This window comes from Streptomyces sp. NBC_00094 (assembly GCF_026343125.1).
GTDB lineage: Bacteria > Actinomycetota > Actinomycetes > Streptomycetales > Streptomycetaceae > Streptomyces.
This window is the reverse complement of sequence record NZ_JAPEMB010000001.1, coordinates 7,081,275-7,106,247: the sequence shown is the minus strand read 5'-3', so window position 1 is coordinate 7,106,247 and position 24,973 is coordinate 7,081,275. Positions and strand designations below refer to the sequence as shown.

Annotated in this window: 19 protein-coding genes; 7 read left to right on the top strand and 12 right to left on the bottom strand. The window is 73.3% G+C overall.

Annotated features, from left to right (window positions below):
* The first annotated feature begins 142 nt into the window (after positions 1–142).
* On the top strand, positions 143–1,744 hold the full coding sequence (locus tag OG580_RS31555) for a glycosyl hydrolase 53 family protein (RefSeq protein WP_267047053.1): 1,602 nt from the start codon (positions 143–145) through the stop codon (positions 1,742–1,744).
* A 61-nt stretch (positions 1,745–1,805) separates the two neighbouring features.
* Here the strand turns inward: OG580_RS31555 and dgoD are convergent, their stop codons facing one another.
* From dgoD to OG580_RS31530, 5 genes are read right to left on the bottom strand one after another with little or no spacing between them, the layout of a single operon-like run.
* Entirely contained in the window at positions 1,806–2,951 is a 1,146-nt protein-coding gene (gene dgoD, locus OG580_RS31550) for a galactonate dehydratase (protein WP_267047052.1), read from the bottom strand.
* Complete coding sequence (locus tag OG580_RS31545; RefSeq protein ID WP_267047051.1) at positions 2,948–3,700, bottom strand: SDR family NAD(P)-dependent oxidoreductase; 753 nt, start codon at positions 3,698–3,700, stop codon at positions 2,948–2,950. Before OG580_RS31545 ends, dgoD begins: the two co-directional genes overlap by 4 nt.
* Before the next feature lie 58 nt (positions 3,701–3,758).
* A complete protein-coding gene (locus OG580_RS31540; RefSeq protein WP_267047050.1) occupies positions 3,759–4,721 on the bottom strand; it encodes a sugar kinase in 963 nt (320 codons plus the stop codon).
* Entirely contained in the window at positions 4,718–5,425 is a 708-nt protein-coding gene (locus tag OG580_RS31535) for a bifunctional 4-hydroxy-2-oxoglutarate aldolase/2-dehydro-3-deoxy-phosphogluconate aldolase (protein WP_267047049.1), read from the bottom strand. Before OG580_RS31535 ends, OG580_RS31540 begins: the two co-directional genes overlap by 4 nt.
* 44 nt (positions 5,426–5,469) lie before the next feature.
* Complete coding sequence (locus OG580_RS31530) at positions 5,470–6,483, bottom strand: SMP-30/gluconolactonase/LRE family protein (RefSeq protein WP_267047048.1); 1,014 nt, start codon at positions 6,481–6,483, stop codon at positions 5,470–5,472.
* Between the two features lie 131 nt (positions 6,484–6,614).
* On the opposite strand from OG580_RS31530, the gene OG580_RS31525 reads away from it, so the two are divergent.
* On the top strand, positions 6,615–7,892 hold the full coding sequence (locus OG580_RS31525; RefSeq protein ID WP_267047047.1) for an ROK family protein: 1,278 nt from the start codon (positions 6,615–6,617) through the stop codon (positions 7,890–7,892).
* Between the two features lie 118 nt (positions 7,893–8,010).
* Here the strand turns inward: OG580_RS31525 and OG580_RS31520 are convergent, their stop codons facing one another.
* Complete coding sequence (locus tag OG580_RS31520; protein WP_267047046.1) at positions 8,011–8,793, bottom strand: IclR family transcriptional regulator; 783 nt, start codon at positions 8,791–8,793, stop codon at positions 8,011–8,013.
* 285 nt (positions 8,794–9,078) lie between these two features.
* On the opposite strand from OG580_RS31520, the gene OG580_RS31515 reads away from it, so the two are divergent.
* From OG580_RS31515 to OG580_RS31500, 4 genes are all read left to right on the top strand, one after another.
* Positions 9,079–10,233: a mandelate racemase/muconate lactonizing enzyme family protein gene (locus OG580_RS31515; RefSeq protein WP_267047045.1), complete on the top strand. Its 1,155-nt coding sequence runs from the start codon at positions 9,079–9,081 to the stop codon at positions 10,231–10,233.
* Complete coding sequence (locus OG580_RS31510; RefSeq protein WP_267047044.1) at positions 10,230–11,261, top strand: zinc-binding dehydrogenase; 1,032 nt, start codon at positions 10,230–10,232, stop codon at positions 11,259–11,261. Before OG580_RS31515 ends, OG580_RS31510 begins: the two co-directional genes overlap by 4 nt.
* Before the next feature lie 132 nt (positions 11,262–11,393).
* Positions 11,394–12,410, top strand: coding sequence for a hypothetical protein (locus OG580_RS31505; protein ID WP_267047043.1), 1,017 nt, complete (start codon positions 11,394–11,396; stop codon positions 12,408–12,410).
* A gap of 118 nt (positions 12,411–12,528) precedes the next feature.
* A complete protein-coding gene (locus OG580_RS31500; protein ID WP_267047042.1) occupies positions 12,529–13,599 on the top strand; it encodes a LacI family DNA-binding transcriptional regulator in 1,071 nt (356 codons plus the stop codon).
* Between the two features lie 25 nt (positions 13,600–13,624).
* Here the strand turns inward: OG580_RS31500 and OG580_RS31495 are convergent, their stop codons facing one another.
* The 5 genes from OG580_RS31495 to OG580_RS31475 are packed head-to-tail and all read right to left on the bottom strand — an operon-like array spanning position 13,625 to position 21,636.
* A complete protein-coding gene (locus OG580_RS31495) occupies positions 13,625–15,919 on the bottom strand; it encodes a glycoside hydrolase N-terminal domain-containing protein (RefSeq protein ID WP_267047041.1) in 2,295 nt (764 codons plus the stop codon).
* Positions 15,916–17,931 (bottom strand): beta-galactosidase, encoded by a 2,016-nt coding sequence (locus OG580_RS31490; protein WP_267047040.1) that lies wholly within the window; start codon positions 17,929–17,931, stop codon positions 15,916–15,918. Before OG580_RS31490 ends, OG580_RS31495 begins: the two co-directional genes overlap by 4 nt.
* 38 nt (positions 17,932–17,969) lie before the next feature.
* Positions 17,970–18,887: a carbohydrate ABC transporter permease gene (locus OG580_RS31485; protein WP_267047039.1), complete on the bottom strand. Its 918-nt coding sequence runs from the start codon at positions 18,885–18,887 to the stop codon at positions 17,970–17,972.
* Entirely contained in the window at positions 18,884–19,933 is a 1,050-nt protein-coding gene (locus OG580_RS31480; protein ID WP_267047038.1) for a sugar ABC transporter permease, read from the bottom strand. The genes OG580_RS31485 and OG580_RS31480 overlap by 4 nt, the downstream gene beginning before the upstream one ends.
* A 2-nt stretch (positions 19,934–19,935) precedes the next feature.
* On the bottom strand, positions 19,936–21,636 hold the full coding sequence (locus tag OG580_RS31475; protein WP_267047037.1) for an extracellular solute-binding protein: 1,701 nt from the start codon (positions 21,634–21,636) through the stop codon (positions 19,936–19,938).
* A 338-nt stretch (positions 21,637–21,974) separates the two neighbouring features.
* Between OG580_RS31475 and OG580_RS31470 the strand changes: the two genes are divergently transcribed.
* Positions 21,975–24,830 carry a glycoside hydrolase family 3 C-terminal domain-containing protein gene (locus OG580_RS31470; RefSeq protein WP_267047036.1) on the top strand — a complete coding sequence of 952 codons (2,856 nt, stop codon included), beginning with the start codon at positions 21,975–21,977 and terminating at the stop codon, positions 24,828–24,830.
* Here the strand turns inward: OG580_RS31470 and OG580_RS31465 are convergent.
* Positions 24,781–24,966: a DUF397 domain-containing protein gene (locus tag OG580_RS31465; RefSeq protein WP_267047035.1), complete on the bottom strand. Its 186-nt coding sequence runs from the start codon at positions 24,964–24,966 to the stop codon at positions 24,781–24,783. The genes OG580_RS31470 and OG580_RS31465 overlap by 50 nt on opposite strands.
* Positions 24,967–24,973 lie beyond the last annotated feature (7 nt).

The window sequence follows — 24,973 nt, the reverse complement described above, 5'->3', positions numbered from 1 at the left end:
CCCTCCCCCGGCCTGCCACCGGGGCCCCTGATCTCCCCGGGGGCGGCCGCGCCCCGTTGCGCCGTCCCCGGGTGAGCCGCACCACCCGTAAGGAACCACCCGCACCACACCTCACATTGGCCACCGTCGAAGGGACTCGACGATGCACCCCGCACGAAGCCGCACCACCCTGTCCAGCCGTGTTCGCCTGCGCGCCGCGGCCGTCGCCGCGGCACTGGGAGCCCTGCTCCTGGCCCCGCTGCCCGCCGCGCCGCGGGCCGAGGCGGCCGCCACCCTCACGAACGCCGGGTTCGAGAGCGACGCCGCCGGGACCGCCACCCCGGCGGGCTGGTCCACCTACTCGGCCGCCGGCCAGAACGCCGCCTCGTTCACCGAGGCCGGGGGCCATGGCGGGAGCTACCGCCTCAGCCACTGGTCGGCGTCCGCGTACAAGGTGGAGACGTACCAGTACCTCTCCGGGCTCACCAACGGCACGTACACGCTCAGCGCCTGGGTCCGCTCCGGCGGCGGCCAGAACGCCGCCTACCTGGCGCTGCGCAACTGCGGCTCCGCCGAGCAGCGCACCGACCTGCCGGTGACGTCCAACGGCGCCTGGATACGGCTCGTCACCTCCGTGACGGTGACCGGCGGCGCCTGCACCGTCAGCATCAACTCCGACGCCAACGCCGGGAACTGGCTCAACGTCGACGACCTCACCTTCACCTCCGGCACGACCGGGCTCGCGGTCAGGGGCGTCGACCTCTCCGCGCTCAAGAAGAGCGAGGACCTCGGCGGGACCTACCGCACCGCCGCGGGCGTCACCGGTGACCCGGTCGCCATCCTGAAGAACGCGGGCGCGACCTACGGCCGCCTCAAGGTGTGGGTGAACCCCGCCGACGGCTACAACGACAAGGCGCGCGTCCTCGCCACGGCCCAGCGCATCAAGGCCCAGGGCATGAAGCTCCTCGTCGACTTCCACTACTCGGACATCTGGGCCGACCCGGGCGCCCAGAGCAAGCCCGCCGCCTGGGCCGGCCACTCGTACTCCCAGCTCACCACCGACGTCTACACCCACACGTACGACGTGCTCAACGCCCTGAAGGCCCAGGGCACCACGGCCGACATGGTGCAGATCGGCAACGAGATCAACACCGGCATGCTGTGGCCCGAGGGCTCGACGTCCAACTGGTCACAGCTCGGCGGGCTGCTCAAGTCCGGCATCTCGGCGGCCAAGGCGGTCTCGTCGAGCACGCAGATCGCGCTGCACCTCGCCAACGGCGGCGACAACACCCTCTACCGCACGTGGTTCGACAACGCGACCGCGCAGGGCGTGAGTTACGACGTCATCGCCCTCTCCTTCTACGGCTACTGGCACGGCGCGCTCTCCGCGCTCCAGACCAACCTGGACGACATCTCGGCCCGTTACGGCAAGAAGGTCATGGTCGTGGAGACGGCCTACCCCTTCCGCCTCGACAGCGAGGACGGCCACGAGAACATCATCGACCTGTCGAGCGAACTGGTCTCCGGCTACCCGGCGAGCAGCGCCGGCCAGTCGGCATGGCTGCGGGACATCATGAACGTCGTCGAGGCCGTGCCGAACGGCCGCGGTCTCGGGGTCGTCTACTGGGAGCCGGCCTGGACCGCCGTCACCGGCAACGGCTGGGACCCGACCGACCCCTCCTCCGGCAACGGCTGGGAGAACCAGGCCCTGTTCGACTACGACAGCAAGCTGCTCCCGGCGGCGGGCTGGCTCGCGCACCGCTGATCGAGCTGACTGACAGAAGGGGTGGGCTCGTTCACGAGCCCACCCCTTCCTCATGCCGCGCCTACCACTCGGCGAGCGAGCCGTCGTCCCGGCGCCAGGCCGGGTTCCGCCAGCGGTGCCCGACCTCGGCGGCCCGCTCGACGGCCTTCTCGTCGACCTCGATGCCGAGACCCGGCCCCGTCGGCAGGGCCACGTGCCCGTCCTCGTACCGGAAGACCGACGGGTCGACCAGGTAGTCGAGCAGGTCGGAGCCGGTGTTGTAGTGGATGCCGAGGCTCTGCTCCTGGATCAGCAGGTTCGGCGCGGCGAAGCCGACCTGGAGGCAGGAGGCGAGCGCGATCGGACCCAGCGGGCAGTGCGGGGCCAGGGAGACGTCGTACGCCTCCGCCATCGCGGCGATCCTGCGCACCTCCGAGATGCCTCCCGCGTGCGAGAGGTCCGGCTGCGCGACCGCGATGCCCTGGTCCAGGACCTTCTTGAAGTCCCAGCGGGAGTACAGGCGTTCACCCGTCGCGATGGGGATCGAGGTCGACCGCACGATGTCGCCGATGTGGTCGCTCATCTCCGGGACGACCGGCTCCTCCACGAAGAAGGGCAGATACGGCTCAAGGAGCGGCAGGACCCGGCGGGCCATCGGCGCGGTGAGGCGGCCGTGGAAGTCGATCGCGATGTCGAAGTCGTCGCCGACGGCCTCGCGGATCGACGCGACCCGCTCGACGATGCCGTGGACGGCCGCGGGGGTGTCGATGAGCCGCAGCTGCGCCGAGGCGTTCATCTTGATCGCGGTGAAGCCCTCGTTCTTCCGCGCCAGCGCCTCCGAGGCGACCTCGTCGGGCCGGTCGCCGCCGATCCAGCTGTAGACCCGGGCGCGGTCGCGGACGTTGCCGCCGAGGAGCTGCCAGACGGGGACGCCGAGGGCCTTGCCCGTGATGTCCCAGAGGGCCTGGTCGATGCCGGCCACGGCGCTGGAGAGGACCGGGCCGCCGCGGTAGAAGCCACCCTTGGTGAGGACCTGCCAGTGGTCCTCGATCTTCATCGGGTCCTGGCCGACGAGGTAGTCGGAGAGCTCCTCGACGGCGGCGGCGACGGTGTGCGCGCGGCCCTCGACCACGGGCTCGCCCCAGCCCGTGATGCCCTCGTCGGTCTCGATGCGCAGGAAACACCAGCGCGGGGCGACGATGTACGTACGCAGGGAGGTGATCTTCACTTGGATTCCTTCTTCACGGTCCAGCCGCCGTCGACGACCAGGTTCGTTCCGGTGATGTAGGTGGCGTCCGCGGAGGCGAGGAAGGCGACGGCGGACGCCACCTCCTCGGGGCGGCCGAGCCGGGCGAGCGCGGTGGCCTCGGCGGAGATCCGCCGGCCCTCCTCGTCGACGTCGTTCCACACGTCGGTGAGGATCGGGCCCGGCAGGACGGAGTTGAAGCGCACGTCCGGCCCGTACTCGACGGCGAACTGCCGTACGAGGGCGCACATTCCGCCCTTCGCGGCGGCGTACGCGGGGTAGCCGGGCAGGCCGAAGTCGGCGTGCACGCTGGAGGTGGCGACGACGCTGCCGCGCTCGGCGCGCAGGTCGTCGAGGAAGGTGCGGGTGGCGAGGTAGAGGGCCCGCAGGTTGACCGCCATCTCCCGGTCCCAGGTGGCGACGGGGAGTTCGTGGGCGGCGGCGGGGGTGTGGGTGAAGGCGTTGCTGTGGAGGATGCCCACCCGTCCGAAGCGGGAGTGGGCCTCCTCGCGGAGGGCGGTCCAGTCCTCCTCGGAGGAGACGTCGCAGCGTACGTAGGCGGCTCGGCCGCCGTCGGCGCGGATCGCGGCGGCGACGGCCTCGCCCGCCTCGTCGGCGATGTCGGAGACGAGGACCGCGGCACCCTCGGCGGCGAGTCGGGCGGCGCTGGCGGCGCCGATGCCCGAGGCCGCGCCGGTGACGACGGCGGTCTGTCCGGAGAAACGGTTCATGGCAGTGGGTTCCTGTGTGTCGGTACGGAGGCGGGCGGGGCGGGCGGGGACGGGCGGCTCAGCGGCTGATGTCCTGGGCGGCGAGCAGGCCGAGTTCGGCCCGGCGCGGGAGGCCCTCCCAGTCGCCGGGGACGGAGACGGCGAAGGCGCCGCAGAGCGCGGCGAGGCGGAGGCGTTCCGGGGCCGGGGAGCCGTCGAGGACGGCGGCGAGGTAGCCGGAGACGAAGGCGTCGCCCGCGCCGACGGGGTCGACGACGGTGACGGGCACGGCCGGCTGGACGTGGAGCGCGTCGTCGACGACCGCGAGGGCTCCGTCGGCACCGAGCTTGAGCACGGCCTGCGCCGGGCCGAGCCGGGTGAGGGCGCGGGCCATCCGCTCCGGCTCGTCCTCGGGCACCTCGGGCACGAAGAGGGAGGCCTCCTCGGGTCCGGCGAAGACGATGTCGGCGTACGGGAGGAGGCGGCCGAGCACGTCGGTGGCCTCGGCTCGGCTCCAGAGGCGTTCGCGGTGGTTCACGTCGAAGGAGACCGTGACCCCGGCGGCACGGGCGACCGCCACGGCGTGCTCGACGGCGGCGCGGGCCGTGGCGCTCAACGCCGGGGTGATACCGGTGACATGGAGGATCCGGGCGCCGGTGATCCGCGCCTCGTCCAGGTCGCCGGGGGCGAGCCGGGAGCCCGCGAGTCCGGCGCGGTAGTAGGTGACGCGGAGCCGGTCGGCGGTGCGCCGCTCGCGGAGCATCAGACCGGTGGGGACCGCCGGGTCCGTACGGGCGGTGGAGACGTCGACGCCCTCGGCGCGGAGTCCGGCGAGGGCCATCGCGCCCGTCGCGTCCTCGCCGACGCGGCCGGTCCAGGCGGCGCGGTGGCCGAGGCGGCTGACGCCGACGGCGACGGTCGCCTCGGCGCCCGCCCAGCCGAGCCGCAGGGGCGTTCCGGTGGCGAACGGCCCGGGGGCGGTGGCGGCCGCGACCGCCATGACCTCGCCGAGGGTGACGAGTTCGGGCGCGGGGGACGTCATCGGCCTATCCCGTCGAGGAAGGCGGCCGCGCGATCGGCGAGGGCGGCGAGGGAGCCGCCTTCGCAGGCGTCCCCGACGAGGGGGCTGCCGATGCCGAGGGCGGTGGCGCCGGCGGCGAGGTAGGCGGGGGCGTCGGCTGCGCCGATGCCGCCGGTCGGGACGAGGGGGATGCCGGGCAGCGGGGCGCGGATGGCGCGGAGGTACTCCGGTCCGCCGCTGGCGGCGGGGAAGAGCTTCACCATCGTGGCACCGGCACGCCAGGCGGTGAGGATCTCGGTGGGGGTGTACGCGCCGGGGAGGACCGGGACGCCCAGGCGGACGGCCTCGGCGATGACCTCGGCGGAGGTGGTGGGGGTGATGAGGTAGGTGGCCCCCGCCTCGACGGCGGCCTGCGCCTCGGCGGGCGTGGTCACCGTACCGGCGCCGAGCGCGAGGCCGGGCGGGGCGTCGGCGGCGTACTCGCGCAGCGCGTCGAGGACTCCGGGCGTGGTGAGGGTGAACTCTGCGGCGCGGACGCCGGAGGCCCGGAGGGTGTCGGTGACCTCGGCGAAGCGGGTGGCGGAGGTGGAGCGGAGGATCGCGATGACGGGGGCGGCGGCCAGCGCGACACGCAGGCCTTCGTGGGCGGGGCCGTCGTGCGGGGCGGCCTGGTCGTGCGCGGCGGCGCCGTCGTGCGGGGCGCGGGCATCGTGGGCGGTGGTCATGGTCGCGCTGCTTCCTTGTGGGTCGGGAGCGTGGTCCGCCGGGGTCAGCGGTCGGCGTACGGGGTGGTGGGCAGGCCGGTCGCACCGGGGCGGCAGACGAAGAGGCGGCCGGCGTCGGGTTCGGCGCGCAGACGTTCCTCGTCGAGGCCCGCGGTCGCCGTGGTGATGACCAGGACGTCGCGCGCGGGGCCGGCGAAGGCGCAGCTCGTGACGTGCGAGGCGGGGACCTGGATCCGGGCGTACGGAGCGCCTTCGGGGGTGAAGGCGAGGACCTCGCCGCCTCCCCACACCGCGACCCAGACGCGCCCCTCGCTGTCCACGGTGAGTCCGTCGGGGACGCCCCGGTCGAGGACGGCGAAGGGCCGCCGGTCGCTCAGGGCGCCGCTCTCCGGGTCGTAGGCGAAGACGTCGACCCGGCCGGTGGGGCTGTCGGCGTAGTAGAGGCGGCTGCCGTCGGGGCTCCAGCCGAGGCCGTTGGAGATGGTGACGGAGTCGAGCAGGGTGACGAGGCCGCCGGCGTCGAGACGGTAGAGGGCGCCGGCACCGGGGCTCTCGTCGTACGCCATCGTTCCGGCGAGGAGCCGGCCGGCGGGGTCGACGGCGGCGTCGTTCATGCGGCGCGGGAGTCCGTCGTCGGGGAGGTCGGGCGCGGCGAGCTCGACGGCCTCGTCCACCCGGCGGTCCTCCTCCAGACGCAGGAGGGAGGTGCCGGCGGCGGCGAGCAGGGCTCCGGAGGCGCAGAGGGCGACGGCGCCGACGGGGCGGTCGAAGCGGAGGGTGGCGAGGGGCGCGAGGTCCAGACGGTCACCCTCGCCCGGTCCGTCACCCTCGCCCTGTCCGTCGCGCCTGCCCTGTCCGTCCTGTCCGTCCCGTCCGTCGTTCCCGTCGTGTCCGTCGTTCCCGTCGTGTCCGTCGCGCCCGTCGGTCAGGGCGGCCCGGTGGACGAGTCCTTCCGGGATGTCGACCCAGAGCAGTTCCTGGCGCCGGTCGTCCCAGAGGGGACCTTCCGTCAGCCGTCCGGGCAGGGGGGAGCAGGGCACGGCCCTGAGGTGCAGCATCTGTCCTCCTCGGTGGTCTCCTCAAAAGCTAGGGCTTCGTCTAACGGTTGTAAATAACCCGCCCCTCGCTTCTTCCAACCCTTCGAATAAGATTCTCGGGACAGCGCGGTCGATCGTCGAAGGGCAGCAGAGTGATCAAGCGGACGTCGCAGGACATCCGACGCCTCAACCGCTTCGAGGTCCTCCGGCGTGTCTACGCCGGCCCCGGAGCGATGAGCCGCCAGGACATCGCGGCGGCGACCGGCCTCTCCTTCGCCACCGTCGCCAACCTCACCGCCGAACTCCTGGAGGCCGGCGTCCTCGTCGAAGCGGGCCACGAGGACTCCAGCGGCGGCCGGCCCCGCGCACGGCTCGCCGTCAACGCCGAGCGGGGCGCCCTGATCGGCATCGACATCGCCGAGACCTCGGTCCACGCCGAGCTCTTCGACCTGGCCCTGGAGGTCCGGCACTCCGTCGAGCGGCCGCTCCCGCCGGGCGACGTCCGCCCCTCCGACGTCGTCGACGTCCTCGCCGACTGCGTGGAGGAGCTCCTGCGCGGCGCGGGGGTGCCCCGCGAGCGGGTGCTCGGGGCCGGCGTCAGCGTGCCCGGCATGGTCGAGCGCGAGGGCGGCGTCTCGTCCTTCTCCCCGTACTGGTCCTGGCGCGAGGTGCCGCTCGGCGCCCTCCTCGACGAACGCCTCGGCCTGCCGCTGTGGCTGGACAACCCGCTGCGGGCCAGCACGGTCGCCGAGCTGTGGTTCGGCGCCGGGCGGGAGGCGGACGACCTGGTGGTGCTCACGCTGCGGGCCGGCGTGGGCGCCGGGATCGCGATCGGCGGGCAGCTGTACCGGGGCTTCACCAACAGCGCGGGCGAGTGGGGCCACACCTGCCTCGCCCTCGACGGCCGGCTGTGCACCTGCGGCAACCGGGGCTGTGTGGAGGCGTACGTGAGCACCCGGGGGATCGCGCAGACCTGGCGCGAGCTGGCACCCGGCGACGAGCGGGCGACGGGGACGGACGACGCGGCGACGGTCGCGGCACTGGCGCGGGCGGCGGCGGAGCAGGACCCGACGGCCGCCGCCGTGATCGACAGGACCGGGCGCTACCTCGGCGCGGCGGTGGCCAATCTGGTCAATCTGCTCAACCCCCGGGTCCTCGTCCTCGGCAACCAGGTCGTCGACCTGCTCGGGGAGCGGCTGCTGACCGCGACGTACGAGGCGGTGACGCGGCACGCGCTGCCGCTGCCGCACCGGGCCGCGACCCTTCGGCGCAGCGCGGTCCCCCACAACGCGGTCACCCGGGGGGCGGCGACCTTCGCGCTCGAGGGCTTCCTCAACGACCGGGAGGTCTTCGGCCCGGTCAGCCGCATGCGTCAGCCCCGGGAGCGCCGGGAGGGCCGCCGCGCCGGGTCCGCCGATGCGGAGGGCTGACGGGGCCCCGCCCTCGGCCTCGTACCGGACCGGGGCGCGCCCGGCCGCTCCGGTGCGCCGGTCCTCGGCGCACGCCCCGGCACCCCGCGTCTCGGCGCACGCCCCGGCACCGCACCGCTCAGCGCACGCCCCGGTACCCCAGTCGCGCCGAGAGCTCGCCGGCGCCCTTCGCGGCGAGGGCCGTCAGTTCGTTCTCGCGGTCCTCGCTCCAGCGGTGCACCGGCACCGAGACGGACAGCGCCGCGACGACCCGGCCGGACCGGTCCCGTACGGGCGCGGCGACACAGCTGACGTCCGGATTGGACTCCTGGAGCTCGACGGCGACGCCGAGGATCCGGATCTCCGCGAGCGCGGCACGCAGCGCGTCCGGGTCACTGAGGCTGTTCGGCGTCATGGACTCCAGCGGCCCCTCGTCGAGGCGGGCGTCGAGGCGCGCTTCGAGCTCGGTCGGGGGGAGCGAGGCGAGGAGCATCTTGCCGACGGCGGTGCAGTGGGCGGGGAGCCGGCGGCCGGTGGCGGAGACCATCCGGACCGCGTGCGTCGAGTCGACCTTGGCGATGTAGATGACGTCCATGTCCTCCAGGAGGGCCACGTGGACGGTCTCGCCGCAGGTGTCGGCGACCTCGCGGGCGACCTGGTGGCCTTCGGCCGCGAGGTCGAGCTGCTCGGCGTACCGGCTGCCGATCTGGTACGTACGGACGCCGAGTCGGTAACGGCCGGGCTGCTCGGGCACCGGGACGAGGTAGTTCCGTGCGGTCAGGGTGGCGACCAGCTCGTGCGTGGTCGTGCGCGGGAGCTGGAGCCTGCGCGTGATCTCGGGCGCGGACAGCGTCCCGTCGCCCTGGAGGAAGAGCTCCAGTATGTCGAATGCCCTGGTCACCGCCGGAACGAGTCGTCCCACGAGGCCCACCCCACCCTCTGCTCGTTCGAGATTCCGTACAGCGACCGAAATCGCGGACAGAGACTAGCCGTGGACCCCGGACCGGGCAACGGCCGGGGCGGCGGGCCAGTCGACTGCCCTGTCGACAGGCCTGTCGACGGCCCTGTCCACGACCCTGGCCACGGCCGTCCGCGTGGACGCGCTCCCATTGACACGTCGACGGGCCGCTGCCTACGGTCTCGCCGATCCACCGAACACTATTCGATATCTCGAACATCACGCCAGCGCCCCCGGGGAGCAACCACCGTGCGCATCACGGGAATCACCACGCATGTCGTCGGAACGCCCTGGCGCGATCTGACCTACGTCCTCGTCCACACGGACGAGGGGCTGACCGGGGTCGGCGAGACCCGGATGCTCGGCCACACCGACGCCCTCATCGGGTATCTCCGCGAGGCCGAGGCCCACCACATCGCCGGCTCCGACCCGTTCGCGGTCGAGGATCTCGTACGCCGCATGAAGTACGGCGACTTCGGACGGGCCGGGGAGATCGTCATGTCGGGCATCGCCGTCGTGGAGATGGCCTGCTGGGACATCAAGGGCAAGGCCCTGGGCGTGCCCGTGTGGCAGTTGCTCGGCGGGCAGGTGACCGATCGGGTGCCCGCGTACGCGAACGGCTGGTACACCACCGAGCGCACCCCGGAGGCCTACCACGCGGCGGCCCGTGAGGTGGTGGCCCGCGGGTACCGGGCGCTGAAGATCGACCCGTTCGGCAACGGCCGGTTCGAGCTGGACGCGGAGCGTTCGCGGTACGCGGTCTCCCTCATCGAGGCCGTACGGGACGCGATCGGCCCGGACACCGAGCTGATGGTGGAGATGCACGGCCGCTTCTCCCCCTCGACGGCGGTCCGCCTCGCCCACGAGCTGGCCCCGTTCCGCCCGGCCTGGCTGGAGGAACCCGTGCCGCCGGAGAACCTCAAGGCCCTGCGGAAGGTGGCCGACAAGGTGGACCTGCCGATCGCGACCGGTGAACGGATCCACGACCGGATCGAGTTCCGGGAGCTCTTCGAGTCGCAGGCGGCGGACATCATCCAGCCCGACGTCGGGCACATCGGCGGCATCCTGGAGGCGAGGAAGCTGGCCGCCACCGCCGAGACCCACTACGTCCTCGTCGCCCCGCACAACGTCGGCGGCTCGGTCCTCACCGCGGCCTCCCTCCAACTCGCCGCCTGTACCCCGAACTTCAAGATCCTTGAGCACTTCAACGACTTCGCGGACGCCGAGATCAAGAAGGTGGTGCGCGGGGCTCCGGAAGTCGATCCGGAGACCGGCTGCTTCACGGTCTCGCACGCTCCGGGCCTCGGGGTCGAGCTGGACGTGGACGCGGCGGCCGAGTTCCCGCAGCAGCGGGCCCGGTTCGACCTGTGGGCCGACGGCTGGGAGAAGAGGAAGCCCCGGTGACCGACGACCGGACCCGTCGCGGCCGCGCGATCGTCGTCGACGCTCCGGGTGAACACCGGCTCGTGGAGGTGGACCCGCCCGAGCCCGGGCCCGGCGAGGTCCGCGTCCGGGTCGCCGCCGCCGGGATCTGCCTGAGCGACCGCGAGCTGTACGAGGGACACCGCGCGCCCGGCTACGTCCGCTACCCGGTGGTGCCCGGCCACGAGTGGTCCGGCACCGTGGAGGCCGTGGGCGCCGGGGTCGATCCCTCGCTCGTGGGCCGGCCGTGCGTCGCCGAGGGCTTCCGGTCCTGCGGGGTCTGCGAGCGGTGCCGGTACGGGGAGACCAGCCTCTGCACCGCCGGGTACGCGGAGACCGGCTTCACCGAGCCGGGCGCCTTCGCCGACCATCTGGTGGTCCCCGCGCGGCTGCTGCACCCGCTCCCCCACGGAGTCGACCTGCGGGCCGCCGCGCTCCTCGAACCCGCCGCCGTCGTCGCCGCGGCGGTACGGGCCGGACGGCCGCGCCCCGGCGAGCGGATCGCCGTCGTCGGCGCCGGGACGCTCGGCCTGCTGGCCGTCCAGTGGCTCGCGGCCTCCTCCCCCGCCGAACTCGCCGTCGTGGACCCCCGCGCCGAACGGGCCGCACGGGCACGGGACTTCGGTGCGAGCCGGGCACTCACCCCGGCGGAGGCGGACGACGCGACCGGTCACTTCGACCTGGTCGTGGAGACCGCGGGGGCGCCCACCACGGCCGCCTCCTCCTGCCTCCTCGCCCGGCGCGGCGGGCGGGTGGTGCTGACCGGCATGTTCACGGCGGGGGCCGCCGGGATCGACCCGGTCCACCTGTCGGTGAGCCAACTGGAGCTCCGCTCCGTCTTCGGCGCCTCCTCCGCCGCCTGGGCCGACGCGGTGCGCGCCTTCTCCGCCGGGCTGCTCGATCCGGCCCCGCTCGTCACCCACACCTTCCCTCTGGAGCGGTTCGACGAGGCGCTCGCCCTGGTGGGCTGCGGTGCCCCGGGGACCGGCAAGGTCCTCCTGCTCCCCTGAGCGCCCCCTCGCCTCCGTACCTCGCCTGTACCTCGTCCGCACCCGCCCGCACTCGCGCACTTGCCCGCACCTCGCCCGCACCTCGCCCACACTCGCCCGTACCTCGTCCGACCTCCCGAACAGAGGATCCCGATGACCACGCGACCGGCACCCAGACGTCCCGGCGGCGACGCGCTCCGCCGCCTCGGCCACCCCGTACCGGCGGCCGACCCCGCCGACACCTCCCCGCACGCCTTCCCCGACGGGGGGCTCTGGCGCACCGAAATCCCCTCCGTCGAGGGCCCCGAGGCGCTCACCGTCGTCCTCGCCGAGAGCGAGCGACTCGACGTCCCCGTACACCGGGTCAGCCAGGGCAGCGGCGTCTGGATGCTCACCGACGCCGAGATCACCGAGATGGCCGGCGCCTGCGCCGAACGCTCCGTCGAGCTCTGCCTGTTCACCGGGCCACGCGGGACCTGGGACACCGGGGCCGCCACCCGCACCGACTCCGGCGGGGCCGGCCTCCGCGCCCGGGGCCACGACGCGCTCGCCGGGTGCGTCGAAGACGCGCTGCGGGCGGTCGAGTTGGGTGTCCGGTGCCTGCTCGTCGCGGACGAGGGCGTCCTGTGGACCCTGCACCGGCTGCGCGCCGAGGGGGTGTTGCCGAGCGACACCACCTTCAAGGTGTCCGCGCTGATCGGCCCGGTCAACCCGGCGGCGTACGCCGTCCACGAGCGGCTGGGCGCCGACTCCCTCAACGTGCCCTCCGATCTGACCCTCGCCCACCTCACCGAGATCCGCCGGGTCAGCCGGGCGCCGATGGACCTGTACGTCGAGGCCCCGGACGACCTCGGGGGGTACGTCCGGATGTACGAGGCGGCCGAGTTGATCCGCCGGGGCGCGCCGCTCTACCTGAAGTTCGGGCTGAGCCGGGCGGCCGGGATCTATCCGTACGGGGCGCATCTGCGGGAACAGGCCCTCGCCACGGCCCGCGAGCGGGTACGGCGCGGGCGCCTCGTCCTCGATCTGCTCGCCCGCCTCGGAGCGGACGGCGGCATGTCCCCGCTCGGCTCCCGGGACCCCGGGGAACTCCGCCGCTTCCCGGTCGCCGACACGCTCGACGAACCGCTCTCCGGCAGGCCCACCGTCGAAGCGCTTCGATTTTCCTGACCCCGCTCTCTGGACACGTCAGCACGGTCACGTTACGGTCTCGCTGGGTCGCCGAAGCGATCACCCGACGGACTCCGTCGAAGCGTTTCACCACAGTCACGGCCCGCGGGGAGAACGGATGGTCACCCTTGTCGAGGTTGCCCGGCACGCCGGAGTGTCGGCGAGCACGGTCAGCTACGTACTCAGCGGCAAGCGCCCCATCTCCGACCTGACCCGGCAGCGGGTCCGGGCCAGCATCGAGCAACTCGGCTACCAACCACACGCGGGTGCACGGGCGTTGGCCAGCAGCAGGTCACGGATCATCGCGCTGATGGTGCCGCTGCGGACCGACATGTACGTGCCGGTGATGCTGGAGATCGCGGTCGCCGTCGCCACCACCGCCCGGGCCCACGGCTACGACGTGCTGCTGCTCACCGGGGAGGAGGGCCCGTCGGCGCTGCGCCGGGTCACCGGCAGCGGTCTCGCCGAGGCGGTGATCCTGATGGACGTCCAGCTCGACGACGAGCGACTGCCGGTACTGCGCGCGGCGGGCCCGCCCGCCGTCCTGGTCGGGCTCCCCGCCGACCCGACCGGACTGAGCTGTGTCGACCTGGACTTCGCGGCGGCCGGGGCGCTCTGTGTGGAGCACCTGGCCGGCCTCGGGCACCGGGAGATCGCCGTGATCGGGGAGTCCCCCGGCGTCTACGCCCGGCACACCGGCTTCGCCGAGCGGACCCTGCGCGGGCTGCGCGACCGGGCGGAGGAGCGGGGCGTCGGTCTGCTGCACCGGCCGTGCGAGGGAAGTCACGACGCGGTCGCGGGGGTGCTCGCCCGGATCGCCGACGAGCGGCCCGGGGTCAGCGCCTTCGTCGTCCAGAACGAGACGGCCGTCGAACCGCTCCTGGCGCTCCTGCGGCGGACGGGCCGCGCGGTGCCCGAGGACGTGTCGGTGGTGGCCGTCTGCCCGGATCCGATCGCCGCACAGGCCTCGGTGGCGCTCACCTCGGTGGCGATCCCGGCGCAGGAGTTGGGCCGCCGGGCGGTGGAGCGGCTGATCGCCGTGCTCTCGGGCCGGCTCGGCGACGAGGGAGCGGTGGGCGACGACCGAGCCGTGGGCGTCGAGCGAGCGGTGGGCGTCGAGCTCCTCACCCCCGTCCTGACGGTCCGGAACAGCTCGGGCCCTCCGCCGTCACGCGGGGGGACGAGCTGACGGCGACCCGCCCCGTCGCAGCGATTCACGCTTCGACGACCCGCTCCTCGCCCGCGCACAGGACGATCCGGATCGCTCCCGCCGGGCTCCTGAGCTCGACCTTCGCGTCCCGGTCGGCCCGGAGGACCGCCCGGCACCGCCCCGGTGACCACTCCAGGTCGACGCGCGCGCCGAACCGGGTCCGTACACCCGTGAGCCGGCCGCGCGGGCAGTGGGCGGGCGGCGCGGGCAGGAGCACGAGCCGCTCGGGCGTCGACTGCACGAGGGCTTCGATCAGGAGCGCGGGCAGGGCGTGCGCGGCGTCCGCGTTGTAGACGTCGCGGGCCGGATAGTGCGCGCTCATGAGGGAGTCGTGGAAGTAGTCCCCCGTGAGCACGCGGGCCAGGGCGTCCTCGGTCCGGGTCGCGTCCCCCAACCGGGCCGCTACCAGACCGTGATGGAGATGTCCGTGGGCCGATTCGTTCTCGCTTCCCCGGAGTTCGAGGGCGCGGTGGGCCGCCCGGGCGAGATCAGGGGTGTCGTACGGGTTGATCTCGTCCAGCGGCCAGACCGGGTACAGGTGGCTGAGGTGCCGGTGGTCGTAGCGGTCGCCGAGGCCGGGGCGGGCCCATTCGGCGAGCGCCCCGTCGTCGTTGACCCGGTACGGCGGGAGCCGGTCGGCGAGCGCCCGGAACCGGGTGGCGTCCGGGTCCGGGACCCGGTCGGCGGCTGCGCGCAGGGCGTGCCGGGCGGCGGCGATGTCCATGGTGGCGTCGACCGCGCCCCAGCTTCCGCCGTGGGGGCGGTTCTCCGGGGAGTAGGAGGGGACGATCACGATCCGGCCGTCGGGTCCGGTGCGGGACAGGAAGTCCTGGTAGAAGGCGGCGAGTTCGAGGAGGACCTCGGTGACGAGCGGGTCGCGCCGCCCGCTCGCCTCCTCGTGTGCGAGGAGCGGGACGAGCAGCCAGTCGGCTCCGGCGGTCCACAGGTGCAGGGGGTACTCGCGGCTGAAGTGGTACGTGTGGCCCGAGGCGCCGTCCGTGTGGGTGGGGGCGACGACGCCCCGGGTGCCGAAGATCTCCCGGGCGTTGTCCCGCCAGTCCCCCACCTGCCCTTCGACGAGGGCCCTGTGAGCCTTCGTCACCTCCGGCAGGTCCGCCGCGACCGCGGAGGCGGTCTGGAGGTTGAGGTTGGCGTTCGTGGTGAACGCCCCGGACCAGGCGGTGTTCCAGTCGCCGGTCCACAGGCCGGTGAGGCGGGGTGGCAGCAGGCCGGAGGAGGAGAGCAGGTGGTAGCGGCCCGCGGCGAAGAGACGCTCCAGGAGGGCGGTGCTGTCCGGCCGGGCGAGCAGCGCGGAGCCGGGGAGGGCCCGCTCGGCCGCGTCGGCACCGAGGTCGAGGCCGACGCGCCGGTAGGCGGGGCCGTGCAGGGCGGTGTGCCGGGCGAGGAGGCGGGCGTACAGGGCGGGGATGCCGTCGCCGGAGTCCGCGAGGGCGCGCAGGACCTCGGTGGCCGCGGCGGTGGCCGCGTGCGCACCCGCGCCCGCATCCGTACGCGCGCCGGTGCCGGCACCCGTTCCCGCGTCCGCACCTGTGCTCGGGCGCGTATCCGTATCGGCGTCGGCCTCTCCCCCGTGGCGCACCACGCGGGTGAGCAGCAGCAGGTGACCGGCGCCCTCGATCCGTACGCCCGTGGCGGTGACCGTGGTGCGTCCGGCGTCGGCGAGGACGAGGGTGAGGCCCGTGTAGCCGAGCGGGCTGTCCGGGTAGCGGGCCCGCAGGGTGAGGACGGTCTCGCGGCGGGCGGAGGCGATGCCGCGCCCGACCCCGAGTTCGGCGGGGACCCCGGGCAGCCGGTGGTCGAGGTCGATCTCGACGACGGGGCCGGGAGCGGAGACGTACTGGACGAGGACGTCGTCGGCGCGGGAGACGAAGACCTCGCTGCGCCGCTCCCCGCACACGCCGGTGACGACCCCGGTGGTGAAGTCGACGGACCGGTACGACGGCCGGGCCGCCGGGGTCCCGGGCGGGCGCAGGACGCGGGTGAGGAACGCGGGGTGGAAGGGCCGGACCCAGCGGAGCGGCCGGTCGTCCGTGAACCGTTCGGCGGCGGTCGCGTCCCCCGCGAGCAGGGCGTCCTGGAGGGCGGGGAGCGCGGCGGCGAGCCGGGGCGGCGCGGTGTCGGCGGGGGCGTTGTTCGGCCGTACGAGGGTGTGGTGGGTGACGATCACCCGGTCGTCCTCGGGGTCGCCGAAGACGAGGGCGCCGTGGCGGCCGTTCCCGGCGAGGAAGGCGTCCTCCCAGCGGTCGGCGGGCGCGGGCTCCCAGGTCCCGTGGATCACGGGCGGACCTCCTCCGGTGCGGGCTCGTGCTCCTCCAGGACGGCGACGCCGAACCGGTCCAGCTTCACGGACCCTTCCGTCACGGCGCCGGTGAGGAGGTCGCGGTGGCGGCCGGGCAGCGGCACCGTGACGGGGCCGGCGCCGTGGTGGAGGAGGAAGAGCAGCTCGCCGCGGCGGACGGCCTCCACCCCCTCGGGCAGACCGTCGAGGACGGGCCGCACCCCGGCCGCGTGGGCGACGGAGGCGAGGAGCGCCCCGAGGGCGGCGGGTTCGGGGAGCGTGGAGACGTACCAGGCGCGGCCGTTGCGGAGGACGGCGGGCAGTCCGTCGAGTTCGCCGCCCCGGTAGGCGGCGACGGTCTCGGCACCCGGTGCCGGGGTGAGCTCCTCGGACCAGAGGGTGCCGTGGAAGGTGCCGCAGTCGACGCGTTCCCCCTCGTCGAGCGGCCACCACTCCTGGAGCAGGTCGATGCCGAGGAGGTCCCGGAGCCGGGCGTCCATGCCGCCGGGGCGGACCCGGTCGTCCTGGTCGGTGATGCCGGTGAGGAAGCCGCAGACGAGGGTGCCGCCGCCGCGGACGTACGCGGTGAGGTTCTCGATCGCCGCGTCGTCGAGGAGGTGGAGGTGCGGCACGAGGACCAGGCGGTGGCCGCTCAGGTCGTGGTGGGGGTGGGCGAAGGAGACGGGGAGGTGGGCGTCCCAGAGGGCGCGGTGCCAGGCGCGGACGATCTCGGCGTGGTCGACACGGGCGGACGGCGCGCCCTCCTGGCCGCCGGTCCACCAGGAGTCCCAGTCGTGCAGGACTGCGGTCTCCGTGACGAGCCGGGTGCCCGCGACCCGGGGGCCGAGGGCCGCGAGGTCCTCGCCGATGCGGACGGTCTCACGGAAGACCCGGCCGCGGGCACCGGCGTGGCCGAGCATGCCGGAGTGGTACTTCTCCGCTCCCTGGCGGGACTGGCGCCATTGGAAGTAGCAGACGGCGTCGGCGCCGCGGGCGACGGCCTGGAGCGCCCAGAGGCGGTTGAGGCCGTACGGCTTGGGGCGGTTGACGCTCCGCCAGTCGACCGCGCCGGCGGCCTGCTCCATGACCATCCACGGCCGGCCGCCCGCCTGGGAGCGGGTCAGGTCGCCGATCATCGCGTTGTACTGGCCGCCGTGCGGGTCGCGCGGGTCGGGGTAGACGTCGACGGAGACGACGTCCTCCTCGGCCGCCCACGCCCAGCCGTCCTGACCGGACCAGAAGGGCATGAAGTTGGTGGTCACGGGGAGGTGCGGGGTGTGGCGGCGGACGATGTCGCGTTCGGCGCGGAAACACTCCAGGAGCAGGTCGGAGGTGTAGCGCCGGAAGTCGAGGACGTGTGTCGGGTTCTTCGTGTAGTGGGCGCGGCGGGGCGGCAGGACCTCGTCCCACGTCCCGTACCGCTGGCTCCAGAAGTCGGCGCCCCAGGCGGTGTTGAGGGCGTCGAGGGTGCCGTACCGGTCCCGCAGCCAGCGGCGGAAGGTGCGGGCGGCCTCGTCGCCCCAGTCGTGGGTGCAGTACTCGTTGTTGATGTGCCACATGGTGAGGGCGGGGTGGTGGGCGTAACGGGCGGCGAGGGCCTCGGTGATCGCGGCCGCGTGGCGCCGGTAGGCCTCGCTGGAGTGGGAGAAGTGCTGGCGCGAGCCCCACCACTCGGTCCTGCCGTCCTCGTCGCGGGGCAGGGTCTCGGGGTGGAGGTGTCCGAGCCACGGCGGGGGCGAGGAGGTGGGGGTGGCGAGGACGACGCCGACGCCGTGCGCGTGCATCAGGTCCATGAGCCGGTCGAGCCAGCCGAACTCCCTGGCTCCCGGGGTGGGTTCGATGCGGGACCAGGAGAAGACCCCGAGGGTGACGGAGGTGACCCCGGCCTCCCGCATGAGCCGGGCGTCCTCGGTCCAGGTCTCCTCGGGCCACTGCTCGGGGTTGTAGTCGCCGCCGTAGAGGAGCCGGGGCGGCCGGCCGGGCGGGCGGGTCAGGTCGTCGAGGCTGGGCATCGGGCGGTCTCTCCGTACGAGGGTGGTGGGGAACGGGGTCAGCCCTTGACGGCGCCGGTGAGCATGCCCTTCCTGAAGTGCTTCTGGACGAAGGGCGAGAGGACGGCGACCGGCAGCAGGGCGAGGACCATGACGGCCATCTGGACGGCGAGCCCGGAGAGGTTGCCGGCCTTGACGGCCTGGCCGAGGCCGACCGGGATCTCCTGTTTCTGCACGAGCTGGATGAGGACGTTCTGCAGCGGCATCATGTTCTGGTCGCTCAGGTAGATGGAGGCGTTGAACCAGGCGCTCCAGTAACCGACCGCGTAGAAGAGGGTGATGACGGCGATCACCGCCCGCGAGAGCGGCATCACGATCTGCCAGAGGATTCTCAGGTCCCCGGCGCCGTCGATCCGGGCGCTGTCGACGAGTTCGGGTGAGATGCCCATGAAGAAGCCGCGCAGGACGAGGATGTTGAAGACGCTGACGGCGCTCGGCAGGATCAGCGCCAGATAGGTGTCGGTGAGGCCGAGGGTCTGCACGAGCAGATACGTGGGGATGAGCCCGGCGCCGAAGAACATGGTGGCCATCAGCGCGAGCAGGATGAAGCGGTGTCCGAGCGAGCCGGGCCGGGAGAGCCCGTACGCGCAGAGGACCGACACGGTCATCGAGAAGAGGGTGCCGGTCACGGTCACGAGGACGCTGACGACCGCGGCGCGGGTGACCTGGCCGCCGCTCAGCAGCTCCTGGTAGGCGATGAAGGTGATGTCCCGGGGAACGACGACCAGGCCGCCCACCTCGGTGATCGTCTTCTTCGACGAGAGGCTGGTGACCACGACGATCCACAGGGGTACGAGGACCGCGAGGCAGGCGGCGGTGAGCAGCAGGCCCTTGGCGGCGAGACCGGCCCGGCCGGGCGGCTCCTCCCAGACGGGCCGGGCGGGCGCCGCCCACCGCGAGGTGAGGCGCTGTGTCATTTCCGGTACACCCCCTGCTCGCCCATGAGATGGGCGACCTTGTTCGCCGAGAGCACCAGCACCAGGCCGACGACTCCCTTGATCAGTCCGGCGGCGGCCGCGTAGCTGAAGTCCTGGCTGCGCAGTCCGGTCCACCAGACGAAGGTGTCGAGAACCTCGGCGGCCCCCGGTCCGACGGCGTCGCGTTGGAGCAGCAGTTGCTCGAAGCCGACGGTGAGCGCGTCGCCGACGCGCAGCACGAGAAGCAGCGCGATCACGGGCCGGAGCGCCGGCAGGGTGACGTGCCACATGCGGCGCCACCGCCCGGCGCCGTCCATGGCGGCGGCCTCGTACAGGTCCTGGTTGACGGCGGCGAGCGCGGCGAGGAAGACGATGACGCCCCAGCCCGCGTCCTTCCAGATGCCCTCGGCGGTGACGAGGAACTTGAAGACCTCGGGGTCGGTCATGAGGTCGAAGCCCTCGTGGCCGTACTGCCGGAGGGTCTGCGCGATGATGCCGGCGCCGCCGAGGATCTGCTGGAAGACGGTGATGACGAGCACCCAGGAGAAGAAGTGCGGCAGGTACAGGACGGCCTGGACGACCGCCCGGACCCGGGGCCGCAGCACGCTGTTGACGAGCAGGGCGAGCGCGATGGGCACCGGGAAGAAGAGCACCAGCTGGAGCAGGAACAGGACGAGGGTGTTCTCGACGGCCTGCCAGAACGACGGGTCGGAGAAGACCCGTTCGAACTGGGCGAGGCCGACCCAGGGGCTCTCCAGCATGGCGGTGACGCCGTTGGTGGAGACGTACGGGTCGTAGTCCTGGAAGGCGACCACGTTCCCCAGGATGGGGACGTAGTTGAAGACCAGGACGAGGACGAGCGCCGGAACGGTCATGAGGAGGAGGGTCCGGTCGCGCCGGAACCGCCGGCCGAGCGGGACGCGCCCGTCCGTACGGTTCCGTCGCCGGTCCGCACCGCGCGGGTCCCGACGGCCGGCGCGGCGGGGGGACCGGCCGTCGGGTGGCCGCGCGGCCGGGCCCTTCGCCTTCGTGTCGAGCGTGCTCACGGTCAGCTCGCCGCGGATCCGGTGGTGTCCAGGAGCTTCCTGTACCAGTCGCGCAGCTGGTCCCCGCCCTTGGTCTTCCACTCGGAGACCGCCTGCTGCATGTCGGAGACCTTCTTGCGGCCGCGGACGATGTCCTTCTCCAGCTGCTCGAAGTCGTTCATGAGGCCGGTCCACCGGGACGGCTCGGTGATCGTCATCCCGTAGAAGGAGGACTTGGACGTCACGGCACCCATGCGCTGCTGCCACTCGACCATGGCCCGGGTGACCTCGGGGGTGTCGGGGTGGGCCACGTAGGGGGCGGGGCCGGCGACGAACAGCCAGGAGCTGCTGACCTCCTGGTTGCCCTTGTCGGTCTTGACCGGCAGGCCGTCCTTGACGGTGTGGTGGACGCCCTCGACGCCGTAGTCGGTGAGCATCCGCTCCTTGGTGCCGTAGGGCGCGGCGGTGAAGTCGGCCATGGCGAGGGCGTCCTCGACGACCGCCTTGGAGCTGCCCTTCTTCACGAAGGCCCAGATGTTGGCGGGGTTGGTGGCCCACAGCTTCGGGGTGCCGCCCGCGTGTCCGGGGATGTCCATGGCGCCCATGGCGAACGACGGGTTCTGCGCGGCCTGTTCGGACGTCTTGGCGTACCAGTGGGAGAGGTCGTTGTTGTACATGAGGCACTGGCCGGCGGTGAAGCGGAGGCTGGTGTCGCCCTGGTTCTGGGTCTTCTCGTCGGGGTGGACGACTCCGGCGTCGTAGAGCCTGCGGGTCCAGGCCAGGGCTTCGAGGTACTCGGGGGTCTCGATGCGGTTGATCAGCTTGCCGTCGACGAGGTGCCAGCCGAGCGCCTTGTCGCTGCCGGAGAGCACGCCGAACATGTTGTAGGCGGTCCAGGTCATGTCGCCGCAGGCCCACACCTTCGACTTGGCGCTGGTGATCTCCTTGGCGAGGGCGAGGAACTCCTCGGCACTCTTGGGGAGTTGCCAGCCCTTCGCGTCGAACAGGTCCTTGCGGTAGAAGGGCGCGATGTTCGTGACGTACGAGGCGGGCATGGGCAGGCCGCGCAGCTTGCCGCCGAAGAGGGAGCGCTGCCAGGCGTCGGTGGGGATGGCCGCGAGGTTGGGGTACGCCTTGACCTTGTCGCCGGAGAGGTACGGGCCGAGGTCCTCGAACTTGGCGTCGATCGCGCTCGGGATCTTGCCGCCGAGGTTCCAGCCGGGGACGACGACCACGTCGGGTATCTCGCTGGAGGCGAGGACGGCGCCGAGCTTCTGGTCGTAGACGTTGCCGTCCTGGTTCTGCCAGGTGGCCTGGACTCCGATGGCCTCGTTCATGGCCTTGTAGTACGGGTTGTCGGAGGCGGGCGGGGGGCCCCAGAACGGCGCCATGACGGTGAGGGCGGTGCCCTTGCCCTTCTTGGCGGCGATCGACGCCTTGAGGTCGGCGCTCGGGATGGCGCGGGTGAAGCCGGCGGCGGAGCCGTTCTTCGGCGCGATGTCGGGGGCGACGACGGTGCCGGCCACGAAGGCGGGAAGGAGCTTCGCCGCGTCCTTGCCGGTGGTGGTGCCGTCCTTCTTCCCGCCGCCCGAGCCGCCACCGCAGGCCGTCAGCAGCGGTGCGCCGCCGGCGACCGCGGCGGCGGCGACGGCGGTGGAGGCGAGGAAGCCCCTCCGGCTCTGGGTGGATCTCCGGGAGCCCGTGGAGACGGCGTTCGGCGTCATTGCGTCAACCCTTCATGGCACGCGCCAGGACATGCGGCGACCGAGGGGTCACCGGCCGGCTGCGGTGGTGGAGATGGAGCGGGCGGGGCGGAGCCCCGGGGCGCCGTCGACCGTCGAGTCGAAGCGCTTCGATGTTGCTGCGAGGTTAAGTGACCGTCACAGGCGCGGCAAGAGTCGTCACCCAGTTTCTCGGACCCAGAGCCGCTGCGGCGGCTCGCCAAGGAGCCTGGGAGGCAGGGGAAGTGGGCATCTCCGACGCCTTGACACCCACTCTCCGCACACGGAGCATCGAAGCGCTTCGAAATCCTCCCGCCTCTCCTCTGCCAAGGGACTCGCACGTGACCCCAGACCGGCCGCCCTTCCGTGACCCGGCACTTCCCGTCGCCCTGCGCGTCGACGATCTGCTCGACCGGCTCACCGCGGACGAACGACTCGCTCTGCTGCACCAGTTCACTCCCGCCGTCGAGCGCCTCGGGATCGCCGCCTTCCGCACCGGCCAGGAGGCCCTGCACGGCGTCGCCTGGATGGGCCCCGCGACCGTGTTCCCGCAGGCCGTGGGGCTCGGGGCGAGCTGGCACCCGGAGTTGGTGCGCCGGGTCGGCGAGGCGGTCTCGCGCGAGGCGCGGGCGATGCGCGCCAAGGACGAGCGGGTCGGCCTCAACGTCTGGGCGCCGACGGTCAATCTGCTGCGCAACCCGCTGTGGGGGCGCGGCGAGGAGGGGTACGCGGAGGACCCCGTACTGACCTCCGCGATCGCGACCGCGTTCACCCGGGGCCTGCGCGGCGAGCACCCGCTGTACTGGCGTACCGCACCGATCCTGAAGCACTGGCTGGCCCACAACAACGAGGCCGCGCGCGACACTTCCTCTGCCTCCGTACGCCCCCGCGTCCTGCACGAGTACGACCTGCGGGCCTTCCGCGGCGTCGTCGAGGCGGGCGCGGTGGCCGGGGTGATGCCCGCGTACAACCTCGTCAACGGACGCCCGAACCACCTCTCCCCGTACCTGGAGGAGGAGTTGCGGAGCTGGACGGACCAGGAGCTGTTCGTCTGCTCCGACGCGGGCGCACCGTCCAACCTCGGTGACTCCCAGGGGTACTTCGCCACGCAGGAGGAGGCCGTGGCGGCGGCGCTGCGGGCCGGTGTCGACTCCTTCACCGATCACGGGACGGACCCGACCGTCATCCTGGGCCGGCTGCGCGGGGCGCTGGAGCGCGGTCTGATCGACCGGGAGGACGTGGACCGGGCGGTGCGGAGGCAGTTGACCGTACGGTTCCTCCTCGGCGAGTTCGACCCGGAGCTCGATCCGTACGCGGACGAGAGCCGGTTCGACACCCCGGAGCACCGGGAGCTGGCCCGCGAGGCTGCCGAGGCGGCGGTCGTCCTGCTCAGGAACGAGCCGGCGGCGGGCACGGGCCCGCTGCTGCCGCTCGCGGACGACGGGCGCCGGATCGCGGTGGTCGGCCTCCTCGGCGACGCCTGCAAGCTGGACTGGTACAGCGGCGCCCTGATCCACCGTTCGTCCCCGCTGGACGGGCTCCGCGAGCGCTTCGGCCCCGACCGGGTGACCTTCGCCGAGGGCGTGGACCGGATCCGGCTGCGCACCGCGTCCGGCGCCCGGCTGCGGGTCCCGGAGGCCGGGGCCACGGAGCCCGTACGGGACGCCGGGGGCGCCCTCGATCCGGCGCTCGTCGCCGGCCGCACCGACCTGCCGCCGCTGACCGCCGACGCGCAGGGCTCCGAGCTGGCCCTCGTCGACTGGGGCGACGGCGTGCTGACGCTGCGCGCCCCCGACGGCCGGTACCTGTCGGTCGCCGAGGACGGCCTCGTCCGCGCGTCGGCGGACGAGCCCGGCGGCTGGGTCGTCCAGGAGACGTTCCGGTTCGAAGCCCATGGGGACGGGCACCTCCTTGTGCACCTCGGAACGGGCGGCTACGTCTCTGTCGCCGCCGAGGGCGTGAAGGTTGCCGCCGACCGCGGATCCGCCGAGACGTTCACCGTCGAGACCGTCGAGCGGGGCGAGGAGGCGGTCGCCCGGGCCGCCGCCGCGGCCGACGTGGTGGTCGTCGTCGCCGGGAACGACCCGCACATCAACGGCCGGGAGACCGAGGACCGTACGACGCTCGCCCTCCCCGCCCACCAGGACCGGCTGTGGCGGGCCGCGCACGCCGCCAACCCCCGGACCGCGCTCGTCCTCGTCTCCTCCTACCCGTACGCGGTCCCGGAGGCCGCCGCGACACTCCCCGCACTGCTGTGGACCGCACACGGCGGCCAGGCGGCGGGCACGGCGCTCGCCCGGGTCCTCGCCGGCGACGTCTCCCCGGCGGGCCGACTCCCGCAGACCTGGTACGCCTCCGACGGCGACCTGCCGGGGATGCTCGACTACGACGTGATCGGCGGGCGCCAGACGTATCTGTACTTCGACGGGACGCCGCTCTTCCCCTTCGGGCACGGTCTGTCGTACGCGTCCTTCGGGTACGAGGAGCTGACCGCCACCCTCGACGGGAGGGCGGTCCACATCTCCTGCACCGTGACGAACACGGGCGCCGTCGCCTCGGACGAGGTCGCCCAGGTGTACGCGCGGGCCGTGGCGCCCTCCGTGCCGCGCCCGCACCGCGAACTCCTCGCGCACGAGCGCGTCCACCTCGCCCCCGGCGCGTCCGTCACCCTCGCCTTCCAGGTGCCCCTGTCCGCCCTCGGCCACTGGGACGTGGCCCACGGCCGGTGGACCGTGGAGCCCGGCGCGTACGAGGTCCAAGCGGGCGCGTCCAGCGCGGACATCCGCCGCACGGTCCGCGTCGAGGTGGCGGGTACGGCCCCGGGCCCTCGCCCGGTCGTCGCCGAAGGCCTCGCGGCAGCCGACTACGACGAGCAGTCCGGCACGGTGATCGTCGACCGCACGAAGCTCTCGGGCGACGCGGTGACCCCGTCGTCACCGGACGAGGACGGCACCCTCCTCTACCGCTCCTGCGACTTCGCCGACGGCGTGACGGAGGCGGCCGTGACGGTCGCGGGCGCGGGCGCGGTCGAACTGTCCCTCACCTCGGGCCGTTCCGTCCGCGTCGAGGTGCCGCCGACGGGCGGCCCGTACACCTACCGCACGCTGACCGTCCCGCTGGAGGCCCAGGACGTCACGGACCTCCGCGTCACCCTGCGGGGGCGGGTGCGCCTCGCGCACGTGTACTTCTCCGGCTGAACGGCGAGCGTACGCGGACTCCGTGCCGCCGCACCTTGATCGAGTCGACGAAGGCCGTGAAGGCGGCGGCGGAGACGGCGAAGGCCTGACCGGCCGGAACCTTGGAGTCCCGGACGGGGACGACACCGAGGGACATGGCCCGG